Here is a 14,947-nt window from a genome sequence, read left to right as displayed (position 1 = left end):
GACGGCGAGTCGAGGAGGTGCGTGTGACCGATCAGCCCGACGTGCGCGAGACCGACGGGGCGTCGCTCGACGTGGCCACCGACACCGACCCCCATCCCGCGGTGAGCACCTCCGCGCCGGTCGGGTCGTCGACCTCGCGCCGCGTGCGTGCCCGCCTCGCGCGCCGGATGACCGCCACCCGCAACCCGATCCGCCCGGTCCTCGAGCCCCTCGTCGCCCTGCACCGCGACCTCTTCCCGAAGGCCGACGTCGCGGTCCTGCAGCGCGCCTACGACATCGCCGACCAGTATCACGACGGTCAGTTCCGCAAGTCCGGTGACCCGTACATCACCCACCCGCTCGCCGTCGCCACGATCCTCGCCGACCTCGGCATGGACACCACCACCCTGGTGGCGGCACTGCTCCACGACACCGTCGAGGACACGGGCTACAGCCTCGAGGCGCTGGGTGCCGAGTTCGGTGACGAGGTCGCCCATCTCGTCGACGGCGTCACCAAACTCGACAAGGTCGCCCTCGGCAACGCAGCCGAGGCCGAGACCATCCGCAAGATGATCATCGCCATGGCGCGCGATCCGCGGGTGCTGGTCATCAAGGTCGCCGACCGCCTGCACAACATGCGCACCATGCGGTTCCTGCCGCCGGAGAAGCAGGCACGCAAGGCCCGCGAGACCCTCGAGGTCATCGCGCCGCTGGCCCACCGGCTCGGGATGGCGACGGTCAAGTGGGAGCTCGAGGACCTCTCGTTCGCGATCCTGCACCCCAAGCGCTACGAGGAGATCGTGCGTCTGGTCGCCGACCGCGCCCCGTCGCGCGACACCTACCTCGCGAAGGTGCGCACCGAGATCACCAAGGCGCTCACCGGATCCCGCATCGACGCCACCGTCGAGGGACGACCGAAGCACTACTGGTCGATCTATCAGAAGATGATCGTCAAGGGCAAGGAGTTCGACGACATCCACGACCTGGTCGGCATGCGCATCCTGTGTGAGCAGATCCGGGACTGTTACGCCGCCGTGGGCGTCGTGCACTCGTTGTGGCAGCCGATGGCGGGCCGGTTCAAGGACTACATCGCCCAGCCGCGCTACGGCGTCTACCAGTCGCTGCACACCACCGTGATCGGCCCGGAGGGCAAGCCGCTGGAGGTGCAGATCCGCACCCGCGACATGCATCGCACCGCCGAGTTCGGCATCGCCGCGCACTGGCGTTACAAGGAGACCCGCGGCCGCAACGGCGCCAAGCACGTCGACGACGCCAACGAGATCGACGAGATGGCCTGGATGCGACAGCTTCTCGACTGGCAGCGCGAAGCCGCCGACCCCGGCGAGTTCCTCGAGTCGCTGCGCTACGACCTCGCGGTCAAGGAGATCTTCGCGTTCACACCCAAGGGCGACGTCATCACGTTGCCCGCCGGTTCGACCCCGGTCGACTTCGCCTACGCCGTGCACACCGAGGTCGGGCACCGCTGCATCGGTGCCCGCGTCAACGGCCGCCTCGTCGCGCTCGAACGCACGCTGGAGAACGGCGAGGTGGTCGAGGTGTTCACCTCCAAGGCGCCCAACGCCGGTCCCTCACGGGACTGGCAGGGCTTCGTGGTCTCGCCCCGCGCCAAGACGAAGATCCGGCAGTGGTTCGCCAAGGAGCGTCGTGAGGAGGCGCTCGAGGCGGGCAAGGACGCGATCACCAAGGAGGTCCGTCGCGGCGGACTCCCGTTGCAGCGGTTGATGAGTGCGGAGTCGGTGGGCTCCATCGCGACCGAACTGCGCTACGCCGACGTCTCCGCGCTCTACACCGCCATCGGCGAGGGCCACGTGTCGGCTCGCCACGTCGTGGGTCGACTGGTCGCCGCACTCGGTGGTCTCGACGACGCCGAGGAAGAGCTGGCCGAACGTTCGACGCCGTCGACGATGCCGACGCGCACGCGACAGACCGGTGACGCCGGGGTGCTCGTGCCCGGTGCCGAAGGTGTCGTGGCGAAGCTCGCCAAGTGCTGTACGCCGGTGCCCGGCGACGAGATCCTGGGGTTCGTGACCCGCGGTGGCGGCATCAGCGTCCACCGCACCGACTGCACGAATGCCGATGCGCTGCAGGAGCAGTCCGAGCGGATCATCGATGTCACCTGGGCGCCGTCGCCGTCGTCGGTGTTCCTCGTCGCCATCCAGGTCGAGGCACTCGACCGGTCCCGACTGCTGTCGGACGTGACGCGCGTGCTCGCCGACGAGCGGGTGAACATCCTGTCGGCGTCGGTCACGACGAGCCGCGACCGAGTGGCCATCTCGAAGTTCACCTTCGAGATGGGTGATCCCAAGCATCTGGGTCACGTGCTCAACGTGGTGCGCAACGTCGAGGGCGTCTATGACGTCTACCGCGTCACGTCGGCGTCCTAGAGGGACCACGTCGACCGGCCGACCATGAGGTCGACCGGTCGCCGCGAACGGTCAGCTGACGGTGGCCTTCTCGATCTCGACGGCCAGCTTCGGCTTGCCGTCGCCGGGGGTCGGTGCGTAGGTGACCGCGCCGGTGGTGGGGTTCTGGGACGGTTGGATACCCGGGGTGACACCGCCCTTGTAGACCTTGTCGAGCACCGCGAGCCCCGCGCTGTCGACCTTGCCGATGACGCTGTAGTTCGCCGGGAGCTCACTGTCGTTGATGACCAGGAACATCTGCGCCGAACCGGTGTTGGCGCCCGTGGCCTGGCCGCCCTGACCGGGGGAGTAGCTGTTGGCGATCGCGACCGTGCCGCGGGGGTAGACGACCGACTCGGGCACGCCGAGCGACGCCATCTGCGGGTCCTGCGGGATCACCTTGAGATCGGTTGGGAACTCGTCGGGGCTCGTCCATCCCGGGGTGCCGGCGCCGGTGGCGGTCGGGTCGCCGCACTGCAACACGGCGATCTTCCCCGTCCCGCCCTCGGTCATGCGATGGCACTGGGTGTTGTCGTAGTACTTCTGCTCGATCAGCGACGCCACCGCGGCCACATTGCACGGCGCCGACGCCCGGTCGAGCTCGATCGGGATGGTGCCCTGGCTGGTGGTGAAGGTGGCCGTGAGGTCGCCCTTCTTGAGCTCACGGTCGGCGGGGATCGTGGCAGTGCGCTGCTTGGACTTCCCGGCGGTGAAATCGGCGACGAACTGCTTGGCGCGGGCCAGCTGCTCACCGCTGAGGTTCGGCGGGATCGGCGGCGGCTGGGAGAACGGGTTCGCGTCGGCGGGGATCGGTGTGTAGGCGCACGCGGTGTAGCGGGCCTTCTCACGGTCGTCGAGAACCTTGTTGGTCACCAGGGTGCCGACGGTGGCGATGACGGCCACGGCGACAACCACCGACGTCGTGACCACGATGATCTTGCGGCGACGCGCGGCCGCCTGCTGCGTACCGAGCCGATGCTCGAGCTTGCGCTTGGCCTCGGCTCGCCGCTGCTCGTTGGTCATCTGCTCACCGCCGACCTCGGGTTCGTTCGACGTGTTGTCCGAAGCGTTGTCTTTGCCGGTTGGGTCGCTGGGCACAGCCGCGATACCTCCATCGATGACCACTGGGACGCCGTGTGCGTCGTCGACGCACGGCTCGTGAGGAGGTGACGTCAGCCACCTCTGCCGCCTGCGAGTCTGCCAGCCGACCCTGTGAGGACCTCTCAGGGGTGGGCGCGGACGTCGGGCGTGTCCCATGGCCGCGGCGCGAGAGCACCGTTCACAGCCGCCTTTGCGATGATGGACCGATCAACCGAAGGAGCAGCAGTTGTTGATCACCGGTTTCGCCGCGGGCATGTTCGCGACCAACTGTTACGTGGTCGCGGACCGTCCCGGTGCCGAGGCCGTCATCATCGACCCCGGCCAGGACTCGGCCGCGAGTGTCCGTGCCCTGCTGGCCGAGCACTCGCTGACACCGGTCGCGGTGCTGCTCACGCACGGTCATCTCGACCACACCTGGGACGCCGCGGTGCTGTGCGACGAGTACTCGATCCCGGCCTACATCCACCCCGCCGACCGGCACATGTTGGCCGATCCGGCGTCGGGGATCGGCCCGGCGTTGGCGTCGGTCATCGGCGGGATCGTGTTCCGTGAACCGGAGAAGGTCATCGAGTTCGTCGACGGCGAGCCGGTCGATCTGGCGGGGATCGGTTTCGACGTGGATCTCGCGCCCGGCCACACACGGGGGTCGGTGTTGCTGTCGACCCTCGCCGACACCGGCGACGGCACGTTACCGGTGTGCTTCTCCGGCGACGTACTGTTTGCGGGGTCGATCGGGCGTACCGATCTGCCCGGGGGCGATCACGAGCAGCTGCTCCGCAGCATCGCCACCACGCTGTTGACCCGCAGCGACGAGACCCAGGTGCTGCCCGGACACGGGCCGCAGACCAGTGTCGGTCGCGAGCGGGCGGTCAACCCGTTCCTCGTCGGTCTCCCCGGCGTCGACGACAGCGCCGAGAACGGACCGAGGAAAGGACGACACGGACTGTGAGCTCTGTGTTCCAGGCGCCGCGCGGCATACCCGACTATCTGCCACCGAACTCGAGCCGGTTCCTTGCCGTCCGCGACGAGTTGACCCGGGCGGCGCGACTGGCCGGCTACTCGCACATCGAACTCCCGGTGTTCGAGGACACCGCGCTGTTCGCCCGTGGTGTGGGGGAGTCGACCGACGTGGTGTCGAAGGAGATGTACACCTTCGCCGACCGCGGCGACCGTTCGGTGACGTTGCGTCCCGAGGGCACGGCCGGGGTGATGCGGGCGGTGCTGCAGCACGGGCTCGACCGGGGGCAGCTGCCGATCAAGCTCAGCTACCACGGTCCGTTCTTCCGCTACGAGAAGCCGCAGACCGGTCGCTACCGCCAGCTGCAGCAGGTCGGTGTCGAGGCCATCGGTGTCGACGACCCGGCCCTCGACGCGGAGGTGATCGCCATCGCCGACGAGGGGTTCCGCAGGTGCGGCCTGCGCGGATATCGCCTCGAGATCACGACCCTCGGTGACGACACCTGCCGGCCCGCCTATCGGGAGGCGTTGCAGCAGTTCCTCTTCGGGCTCGATCTCGACGAGGAGACACGTCGGCGTGCGGAGATCAACCCGCTGCGTGTGCTCGACGACAAGCGGCCCGAGATCAGGGCGGCCACCAACGACGCGCCTCTGATGATCGACTTCCTCTCCGATTCGGTGCGCGAGAACTTCACGGTCGTGCGCGGCCACCTCGACCGGCTCGGCGTCGCCTACGAGGTCAACCCGCGGCTGGTGCGAGGTCTCGACTACTACACGAAGACCACGTTCGAGTTCGTCCACGACGGGCTCGGCGCACAGTCGGGTATCGGTGGCGGTGGACGCTACGACGGGTTGATGAGTCAGCTCGGCGGCAAGCAGGAGCTCTCCGGCATCGGGTTCGGGCTCGGAGTGGACCGCACGGTTCTCGCCCTCGATGCCGAGGCCGTCCCCGACACCACCTCGGCGCGGTGTCGGGTCTACGGCGTCCCGATGGGGGAGGCCGCGCTCGCCCGACTCGTCGTGATCGCCGGCGAACTGCGGGCCAAGGGTGTCAGCATCGACATCGCCTACGGCGGCCGGGCACTCAAGGGCGCCATGAAGGGAGCCGACCGCTCGGGCGCACGACTGGCGTTGGTGCTCGGCGATCGTGAGCTCGAGTCCGGTCAGATCGAGATCAAGGATCTCGCCGACGGGTCGCAGCGCACCGTCGCCCTCGACTCCGTCGTCGACGACGTCGTCGCCACGGTCGGCTGATCAGGCCCTAGTCGGTGGTCCCGGCCACGCCGCTCGGCAGCACGTCGAGGCTCACCCCGCCCAATCGCAGTGCGCGCGAGTGGAAGTCGCGCAGTGTTCGGTCGGGGTTGGCCCGGAGGTAGTCGTCGCGGGTGCGTTCCCACACCCGCTGCCCCAGGGCGTACGACGGTGCCTGACCCGGCCAGCCGAGATAGCGGTTGAGCTCGAAGCGCAGCACGTTGCGGTCCATCGCCACCGCGTCGCACAGGAACTGCCACGCCTTGTCGGCGTCCCAGATGCCGCCGCCGACCGAGTCGGGAGCGCGCAGTCCACAGTGCACGCCGATGTCGACGACGACGCGGGCGGCGCGCAGACGTTGCGAGTCGAGCATCCCCATGCGGTCGCCGATGTCGGTCAGCCAGCCGAGTTCGTCCATCAGCCGTTCGGCGTAGAGCGCCCAGCCCTCTCCGTGCCCGGAGGTGAACGAGGCCAGCTTGCGCCACCGGTTCAGTTCGGGGCTGATCATGGCCTGGCCCAGCTGCAGGTGATGCCCGGGGACACCCTCGTGGAAGACGGTGGTCGTCTCCTGCCAGGTGTGGAACACCGTCTGCTCCGGCGGCACCGACCACCACATGCGGCCCGGTCGGGTGAGGTCCTCACTGGGCATCGTGTAGTAGATGATCCCGACCGCCGACGGCGCGAGACGGCACTCGAGCGCGGTGAGACCGTCCGGGATGTCGAAGTGGGTCCCGGCGAGTCCGCTCGTGGCCCGGTCGGAGAGATCCTGCATCCACGCGACGAAGGCGTCGCGATCGGTCATCTGATAACGCGGGTCGTCGTCGAGGGCGGCGAGCGCACCGGCGACCCCGGCGCCGGGGGCGATCTGCTCGGCCAGTGTCTCCTGTTCGGCGACGATCGACTGCAGGTGATCGAGGCCCCAGGCGTAGGACTCGTCGGGATCGATGTCGGTGCCCACGAACTCCGCCGAGTGCAGCCGGTAGCGGTCGCGGCCCACACCGTCGTGCCCGACTGCGTGGGGGAGCACCTCGGTGGTGAGGACCTCGCGCAGTCGATCGAAGGCCTCGGCGGCGGCGGGTCGGGCGCGGTCGAAATCGTCGGTGAAGGCGGGTGAACCGGCGAGTGCGGTGGCCACGTTCGTCCAGATGGCGTCGACCGCCTCGCCCGACTGGGCCGCGACGAGCTCGACCTGACGTCGTGCCACGGGTTCTCCGCGACCGACCCGATGGCGCAGACCGGCCACGATCGAGTCGACGCACCCCGGGATGGCACGGACACGTGACAGCAGCACCGACCGGTCGTCGTCGGAGTCGGTGCCCATGAGGTCGAACACGTCCCGCATCGCCTGCAACGGCGACTCGATGACGTTGACCTCGCCCACCCGGAGCCCGGCGTCGTCGACGGCGAGTCCACGGCCGAGCTGATCGGTCATCGTCGCCACGGTCACGCGGTCGACGTCATCGACCGGGGTCGCCGCGGCGAGCGCGCGCAGGGTCTCACGTGCCAGGTCCGACCGTCCGGCGATCGCGTCGGGGGAGTAGTCGGTGAGTGCGTGGTCGTTGCCGCGCACGCCGGTGAGGGTGGAGAACACCGGATCGGCGGCACACGACCGCGCGAGGAAATCGTCGGCGATGGCGTCGACGGCGGTGGAGGTGCGGGGCGTCTCGGGACCGGTCATGAGCCCATGCAATCAGACCGACCGCAGTTGGGCAGGAAACGACCGCAGTTGGGCACATAACGACCGCAGTGGGGCACCGGATCGCTCCGTCGCGTGCCGCGGAGCCCAGCCGGCGCGTTACGTGCCCAACTGGTGTCGTTACGTGCCCAACTGGTGTCTTTAGGTGCCCAACTGAGGTCTTTAAGTGCCCAACTGAGGTTTTAAGTGCCCAACTGAGGTCCTACAGGCGGTTGGTGGAGAAGGTGTCGCAGCTCGCGGGGTCGCCGGAGCGGTACCCGGTGGTGAACCAGCGCACGCGCTGATCGGCCGAACCGTGTGTCCAGCCCTCGGTGTCGTTCTTTCCCGACAGGGTGTCGTCGCCGATCGCCTTCGCGGTGGTGATCACGTCGTCGATCTGCTCGCTCGTGAGCGGCTCGAGCATCGCGTCGGGGCCCTTGTCGGCGTGTTCGGCCCACACGCCCGCGTAGCAGTCGGCCTGCAGTTCCAGCCGGACCGAACCCGAGGTGGCGCCGCGGGATCCGAGCCGCTGGGCCTGGTCCATGGTGCCGAGCAGGTTCTGCACGTGGTGCCCGAACTCGTGGGCGACGACGTACTCCTGGGCCAGCGGGGCGTTGCTGCCCCCGAGCTGATCGGACAGTGTCGTGAAGAAGGTCGGGTCGAAGTAGGCGGTCTTGTCGCCGGGGCAGTAGAACGGGCCGACCGCGGAGGTGGCGGAACCGCAGCCGCCGGTGGTGATCGCGTCGGCGAAGATCACCGTCTTGGGCTTGGTGTACCCGTCGACGAGGGTCGGCCACACCTTGTCGAGGCTGTTGGTGGTGGCGACGATCCGACAGATGGTGTCGGTGTTGGCCTTGGCGATGGTGCAGCTGTCGATCTGGCTCTGGATGGCGGTGTTCGTCCCCGACGAGTCGGACGTCCCCGACGAGACGCTCGACGTCGAATCGCCGTCGCCGCCGAGGATGTCGCCGGGATTGACGCCGAACAGCACCGCCACGATCGCGACGATCAGGCCGGCACCGCCGCCGAGCGCGATGCGGCCACGTCCGCCGCCACCGCCGCCGGAGACCCCGCTGGTGTCGAGTGGACCGTCACCCTGGAACGTCATCGCTCTCCTGTCGCCTGCGCACGACTGCGAAACGCATTCGTGTTCGGAGGATGATCCTACGTAGGATCACGACCGTCGAGGCGACCCTCGGCACCACCTTTTCCATGAGAGGACGCCCGTGCTGCGCACCCATTTCGCCGGATCTCTGCGAGCCGACAACGATGGCGAGACCGTCACCGTCGTCGGATGGGTGGCGCGCCGTCGTGATCACGGCGGGGTGATCTTCATCGATCTGCGCGACAGCTCAGGGCTGCTGCAGGTCGTGTTCCGCGACGAGCAGGTCGCCGACATCGCCCACCGCCTGCGCGCCGAGTACTGCGTGCAGGTCACCGGCGTCGTCGAGACCCGTCCCGAGGGCAGCGAGAACGCCAACCTCGCCTCGGGCGCCATCGAGATCAACGCCTCGGAACTGACCGTGCTCAACGAGTCGGCTGCACTGCCGTTCCAGCTCGACGAGTCGCCCGGCGAGGAGGCACGCCTCAAGTACCGCTACCTCGACCTCCGCCGCGAGGGCCCCGCCGCCGCCATCCGGCTGCGCTCGAAGGTCAACGCCGCCGCGCGGGCCGTGCTCGGCGCCCGTGACTTCGTCGAGGTCGAGACCCCGACCCTGACCCGTTCCACCCCCGAGGGTGCCCGCGACTTCCTCGTGCCGGCGCGATTACGTCCGGGGTCGTTCTACGCGCTTCCGCAGAGCCCGCAGCTGTTCAAGCAGCTGCTGATGGTCGGTGGCCTCGAGCGGTACTACCAGATCGCGCGCTGCTACCGCGACGAGGACTTCCGCGCCGATCGACAGCCGGAGTTCACCCAGCTCGACGTGGAGATGAGCTTCGTCGACCAGGACGACGTGATCGCCCTGGCCGAGGAGATCCTGGTGTCGCTGTGGGAGCTCATCGGCTACACCGTCCCGACCCCGATCCCGCGGATGACCTACGCCGAGGCGATGCGCCGCTACGGCAGCGACAAGCCCGACCTGCGGTTCGACCTCGAACTCGTCGAGTGTGCGGACTTCTTCTCCGACACCCCGTTCCGCGTCTTCCAGGCCGAGTACGTCGGCGCCGTCGTGATGCCCGGTGGGGCGAGCCAGCCCCGTCGCCAGCTCGACGCCTGGCAGGAGTGGGCCAAACAGCGCGGCGCCAAGGGCCTGGCCTACGTCCTCGTGGGCGAGGACGGCACCCTGGGTGGACCGGTCGCCAAGAACCTGTCGGACGCCGAGCGCGACGGGCTCGTCGCCCACGTCGGCGCGAAGCCGGGGGACTGCGTGTTCTTCGCCGCCGGACCGACCAAGGCGCAGCGGGCGCTGCTCGGCGCCGCACGCGGCGAGATCGCCCGCAAGCTCGACCTCATCGATCCCGCCGCCTGGGCCTTCACCTGGATCGTCGACGCCCCGCTGTTCGAGCCGACGGCCGACGCGACCGCCACCGGCGACGTCGCGGTGGGCTCGGGTGCCTGGACCGCGGTGCACCACGCGTTCACCTCACCCAAGCCCGAGTCGCTCGAGAACCTCGAAGCCGATCCGGGTGCGGCACTCGCGTACGCCTACGACATCGTCTGCAACGGCAACGAGATCGGTGGCGGCAGCATCCGTATCCACCGGCGCGACGTGCAGGAGCGCGTGTTCGCGCTCATGGGCATCGACAACGCGCAGGCGCAGGAGAAGTTCGGATTCCTGTTGGACGCCTTCGCGTTCGGCGCTCCGCCGCACGGCGGCATCGCCTTCGGCTGGGATCGCATCACCGCACTGTTGGCCCACGAGGGGTCGATCCGTGAGGTCATCGCCTTCCCGAAGTCCGGTGGCGGCGTCGACCCGCTGACCGAGGCCCCCGCACCGATCACCCCGGCGCAGCGCAAGGAGTCGGGCATCGACGCACCGCCGCCGAAGCCCGCGGCGCAGGCGCAGACACCGCCTCCCGCCACCGCCTGATCGACACTCGTCACCCGTGCTGCACCTGCGGATCATCGCGCCGGACCACTGCGCCGGCGACGTGGTGACCCTGCTGCGTGAGGCTGTCGGTGTCACCCACCTGATCGTCCACCCGGGTGCGGCGGTCGAACCGGCGGGCGATCTGGTGGAGGCCGACATCACCCGCGAGGCGGTCAACGACGTCCTCGACGACCTGCTCGCGCTGGGACTCACCCACGACGGAGCCATCACCATGGAGCCGCTCGACACGGTGATCTCCGATGCGGCCGTGCGTGCCGAGAAGGATGCGCCGGGCGACCCCGACGACGCCATCATCTGGGAGGAACTGACCCGTCGGACGCGTGAGGACGCGACGCTCAGCGTCACCTTCGTCACGTTTCTGACCCTGGCGTGCCTCCTCGCCGCGGTGGGTGTCATCACCGATTCGCCGGTGACCGTCGTCGGCGCCATGGTCGTCGGACCCGAGTTCGGACCGCTCGCCGGTATCGCCGTCGGGTTCGTCCGTCGCCGCTTCGACCTCGCACGCCGGTCGGTCTACGCACTGCTCCTCGGGTTCCCGGTCGCCATGGTCGTCACCGGCCTGGCCGCCGTCCTCGGCGAGGCGACCGGAACCGTCGACATCACCGACGTGACCTCCGCCGACCAGGTCGACTTCATCTATCAGGTCGGTCCGTTCTCACTGGTGGTCGCGATCCTGGCCGGGGCCGCGGGGATGCTCTCCCTGGTGTCGGCGAAGTCCGCCGCACTGGTCGGGGTGTTCATCTCGGTGACCACCGTCCCGGCCGCGGGCTACGCGGTGGTGGCCGCGACGCTGGGCCAGTGGCGCGTCGCGGCGGAGTCGACGGCACAGCTCGCGGTCAACATGGTCGGCATCGTGGTGGCCGGGGTCTGCGTGCTCGCGGTGCACCGTCTGCTGGCCCGTCGGCGCGCGGCGACAACCCCGGATCTGTGATGGGATCGTCTGCGGTGCGTCGGTTCGCGACGCGGCCGCAGGTGACGGACAGGGGTACACGGCGTTGACCATCAAGGTGGCACTGGAACACCGGACGAGCTACTCCTTCGACCGGCCGGTGAAGGTGTACCCCCACGTGGTCCGACTCCGCCCCGCACCGCACTCCCGGACCCCGATCGAGGCGTACACGCTCGCCGTCGAGCCTGCCGGTCACTTCGTGAACTGGCAGCAGGACGCATTCGCGAATTATCAGGCGCGGCTGGTGTTCCCGGAGCCGACGACGTCGCTGAGCATCACCGTCGGTCTGGTCGCCGACCTCACCTCGATCAACCCCTTCGACTTCTTCATCGAGGACTGGGCCGAGGATTTCGGGTTCACCTACCCCGACGCGATGCGCACCGACCTCGAGGCCTACCTGCGTCCGGTCACCGACTCCACGCCGGGTCGCCACAGCGCCGGCGGTGGCGATGACGCAGACGACGACAGCCCCACCGTCGCGCAGTGGGTGGCCGATCACCGCCCGACCGGACCGATCCGCATCATCGACTTCCTGGTCGCGGTCAACCGCGCCCTGCGCGACGACGTGAACTACACGGTCCGCCTCGAGGCCGGGGTGCAGAGTCCGGAGTACACGCTCACCAGCGCCATCGGATCGTGTCGCGACTCGGCCTGGCTGATGGTGGCGATCCTGCGTCGCTTCGGACTGGCCGCGCGATTCGTGTCCGGGTACCTGGTCCAGCTGACGTCGGACGTCAAGTCGATCGACGGTCCGTCGGGGCCGTCGGCCGATTTCACCGATCTCCACGCCTGGACCGAGGTGTTCCTGCCCGGTGCCGGATGGGTCGGCATGGACCCGACGTCGGGTCTGTTCGCCGGCGAGGGCCACATCCCGCTGGCCGCGACGCCGTCGCCGGGCGGCGCGGCGCCGATCACCGGTGCGACGGGCCCGTGCCACGCGACGATGGACTTCTCCAACGTCGTCACCCGCTTCCACGAGGATCCGCGGGTCACGTTGCCCTACACCGACGATCAGTGGCGCCGGGTCGTCGACCTCGGGGCCGTGGTCGACACCCGCATGCGCGAGCGCGGCGTCGGTCTGACGATGGGTGGCGAGCCGACGTTCGTGTCGATCGACGACCAGACCGCGCCGGAATGGACCACCGCCGCCGACGGCCCCGACAAGCGACGACTGGCGTCGGTGCTGGCCGGTCGGCTGCGTCCGATCTACGCGCCGACCGGGCTCGTGCAGCGCAGCCAGGGCAAGTGGTATCCCGGAGAACCGTTGCCGCGCTGGCAGATCGGTCTGCTCTGGCGCACCGACGGCGAGGCGCTGTGGCATCAGCCGGAACTGCTCGCCGACCCCTGGGCCGACGCCGAGACGGCCGCCGCGTCGATGTCGACGTCGGTGACCCGTCCCGACGCGGGCTCGGCGGAGGTCACCGGGGCGTTCATGGACGCGGTCGCCGACGCCATCGGCGTCACCCGCGATGCCGTACAGCCCGCGTTCGAGGATCCTCTGCTGCGCCTGGCCGAGCTGCTCCGCAGCCCCGAGGGCGAACCGACCGCGATCACGACCGAACCCGACGCCGATGACGACGACCCGACCGCGGGGTTCCGCGGACGCGGCCGCGACCTCACACCGATCGACGACGGCACCGCCGCGCGTCGGGAACTGTTGGCACGGCTGGACGAACCGGTCACCGCGCCCACCGCGCACGTGCTGCCGGTGAGCCGCACCGAGGACGACACCGCCTGGGAGAGCGCGGCCTGGACCACCCGACGCGGTCGCCTCGTCCTCACCGCGGGTACGAGCCCCGCGGGGCTGCGACTCCCGCTCGACTCGCTGTCGTGGGGTCCGGCGCCGGTCACCTTCGAGGCCGATCCGACGGCGCCGGCCGCTCCGTTGCGCATCACCGCGCCACCGTTGCCTCCCACACCGGGCGTCGCCGACGACGAGGACGACACCGAGGAGACCGACACCGAGGCCGAGTCCGACGAGAGCGTCGAGGACGATCCCGCGGACCGTCCGGTTCCCCGGACCGCCCTCGTCGCCGAGATCCGCGACAACGTCCTCTACGTGTTCCTCCCGCCCACGCAACGGCTCGAGGAGTTCGTCGATCTCGTCAGCGTGATCGAGACCGCCGCGACCGCGATCGGTCGGCCGGTGGTGGTCGAGGGCTACGGACCGCCCGCCGACGGGCGGGTCCAGTCACTCACCGTCACCCCCGATCCCGGGGTGATCGAGGTCAACATCCAGCCCACGGCGTCGTTCGCCGAGCAGTCGACCCTGCTGGAGACGATCTATCGCGAGGCACGCCACGCCCGACTCGGCACCGAGTCGTTCGATCTCGACGGCAGTCACGGCGGTACCGGTGGTGGCAACCACATCACCCTCGGTGGATCGACCGCGGCCGAGTCGCCGATGCTGCGCCGACCCGACCTGCTGGTGTCGATGCTGAGCTACTGGCAGCGTCACCCGTCGCTGTCGTACCTGTTCTCCGGCCGGTTCATCGGCACCACCTCGCAGGCGCCACGCGCCGACGAGGGGCGGGAGAGTGCGCTCTACGAGATGGAGATCGCGTTCGCCGAGATCGACCGTCTCACCGGCGAGGACGGTGACGCGAGCCCGTGGACGGTGGACCGTGCGCTGCGGCATCTGCTGACCGACATCACGGGCAACACCCATCGGGCCGAGTTCTGCATCGACAAGCTCTACAGCCCCGATTCCGCGCGCGGACGCCTCGGGCTGCTCGAACTGAGGGCGTTCGAGATGCCGCCGCACCATCAGATGGCCATGGTGCAGTCGTTGCTCGTGCGGAGTCTGGTGGCCTGGTTCTGGGACCACCCCTTCCGTGGTCGACTGGTCCGCCACGGCGCCGACCTGCACGGCAAGCACCTCCTGCCGCACTACGTGATCGCCGACATCGCGCAGGTGGCCGAGGACCTGCGTGAGGCGGGCCACGAGTTCGACACCGCATGGCTCGATCCGTTCACCGAGTTCCGTTTCCCGCGCCTGGGCACGGTGCAGATCCGCGACCAGGAGATCGAGCTGCGCGGGGCGATCGAGCCGTGGAACGTCCTCGCCGAGGAGTCGACCGCCGGCGGCACCGCCCGGTATGTCGACTCGTCGATCGAGCGCGTGCAGGTGCGGGTGCAGGGCAGTGACGACGACCGGTTCATCCTCACCTGCAACGGTTTCCCGTTGCCGCTGACGCCGACGGGTCGCCCCGGCGAACGTGTCGCGGGCATCCGGTTCCGGGCCTGGCAACCCCCCAGCGCGCTCCACCCGACCGTGGGGATCGACTCACCGCTGGTGTTCGACATGGTCGACACGTTCTCGGGCCGGTCGGTGGGCGGTGCGACCTATCACGTCATCCACCCGGGTGGCCGGGCCTATGAGCGGCCGCCCGTCAACGCCGTCGAGGCCGAATCGCGGCGCAACGGCCGCTTCGAGGCGATCGGCCACACCCCGGGCCCGGTCGACACCGCGGCGCTGCGCGAGATGGCGGCGCGCCTCGCGACCGACCTCGGCGTGCCGACGATCCTCGACCTGCGGCGGGCGCGTACGGTCCTGCGGTGA

At 69.4% G+C, this 14,947-nt stretch carries 9 protein-coding genes; 6 read left to right on the top strand and 3 right to left on the bottom strand.

The genetic code is table 11. From position 1 onward, the window contains the following. Positions 1 to 71: 71 nt before the first annotated feature. Positions 72 to 2,384 (top strand): RelA/SpoT family protein, encoded by a 2,313-nt coding sequence (locus tag ASG12_RS09890; RefSeq protein ID WP_443089087.1) that lies wholly within the window; start codon positions 72 to 74, stop codon positions 2,382 to 2,384. Positions 2,385 to 2,435: 51 nt separating this feature from the next. Here the strand turns inward: ASG12_RS09890 and ASG12_RS09885 are convergent, their stop codons facing one another. Further along, on the bottom strand, positions 2,436 to 3,500 hold the full coding sequence (locus ASG12_RS09885) for a peptidylprolyl isomerase (RefSeq protein ID WP_327197945.1): 1,065 nt from the start codon (positions 3,498 to 3,500) through the stop codon (positions 2,436 to 2,438). 229 nt (positions 3,501 to 3,729) lie between these two features. Between ASG12_RS09885 and ASG12_RS09880 the strand changes: the two genes are divergently transcribed. Together ASG12_RS09880 and hisS are read left to right on the top strand one after the other, a co-directional pair. Continuing rightward, positions 3,730 to 4,452 carry an MBL fold metallo-hydrolase gene (locus ASG12_RS09880; RefSeq protein ID WP_055788701.1) on the top strand — a complete coding sequence of 241 codons (723 nt, stop codon included), beginning with the start codon at positions 3,730 to 3,732 and terminating at the stop codon, positions 4,450 to 4,452. Next, positions 4,449 to 5,714: a histidine--tRNA ligase gene (gene hisS / locus ASG12_RS09875; protein ID WP_055788699.1), complete on the top strand. Its 1,266-nt coding sequence runs from the start codon at positions 4,449 to 4,451 to the stop codon at positions 5,712 to 5,714. Before ASG12_RS09880 ends, hisS begins: the two co-directional genes overlap by 4 nt. 7 nt (positions 5,715 to 5,721) lie before the next feature. Here the strand turns inward: hisS and ASG12_RS09870 are convergent, their stop codons facing one another. Both ASG12_RS09870 and ypfJ read right to left on the bottom strand, forming a co-directional pair. Continuing rightward, positions 5,722 to 7,389: a DUF885 domain-containing protein gene (locus ASG12_RS09870; protein WP_055788695.1), complete on the bottom strand. Its 1,668-nt coding sequence runs from the start codon at positions 7,387 to 7,389 to the stop codon at positions 5,722 to 5,724. A 220-nt stretch (positions 7,390 to 7,609) separates the two neighbouring features. Then, positions 7,610 to 8,494 (bottom strand): KPN_02809 family neutral zinc metallopeptidase, encoded by an 885-nt coding sequence (ypfJ, locus tag ASG12_RS09865; RefSeq protein ID WP_055788692.1) that lies wholly within the window; start codon positions 8,492 to 8,494, stop codon positions 7,610 to 7,612. Positions 8,495 to 8,612: 118 nt separating this feature from the next. On the opposite strand from ypfJ, the gene aspS reads away from it, so the two are divergent. From aspS to ASG12_RS09850, 3 genes are all read left to right on the top strand, one after another. Then, positions 8,613 to 10,415, top strand: a complete 1,803-nt coding sequence (aspS, locus tag ASG12_RS09860; protein ID WP_055788689.1) for an aspartate--tRNA ligase — start codon at positions 8,613 to 8,615, stop codon at positions 10,413 to 10,415. Between the two features lie 16 nt (positions 10,416 to 10,431). Next, positions 10,432 to 11,367, top strand: coding sequence for a DUF389 domain-containing protein (locus ASG12_RS09855; protein WP_055788686.1), 936 nt, complete (start codon positions 10,432 to 10,434; stop codon positions 11,365 to 11,367). A gap of 64 nt (positions 11,368 to 11,431) precedes the next feature. Then, positions 11,432 to 14,947: a transglutaminase family protein gene (locus tag ASG12_RS09850; RefSeq protein ID WP_055788682.1), complete on the top strand. Its 3,516-nt coding sequence runs from the start codon at positions 11,432 to 11,434 to the stop codon at positions 14,945 to 14,947.

This window comes from Williamsia sp. Leaf354, from assembly GCF_001424365.1.
Taxonomy (GTDB): domain Bacteria; phylum Actinomycetota; class Actinomycetes; order Mycobacteriales; family Mycobacteriaceae; genus Williamsia_A.
This window is presented reverse-complemented; position numbering and strand designations above follow the sequence as displayed.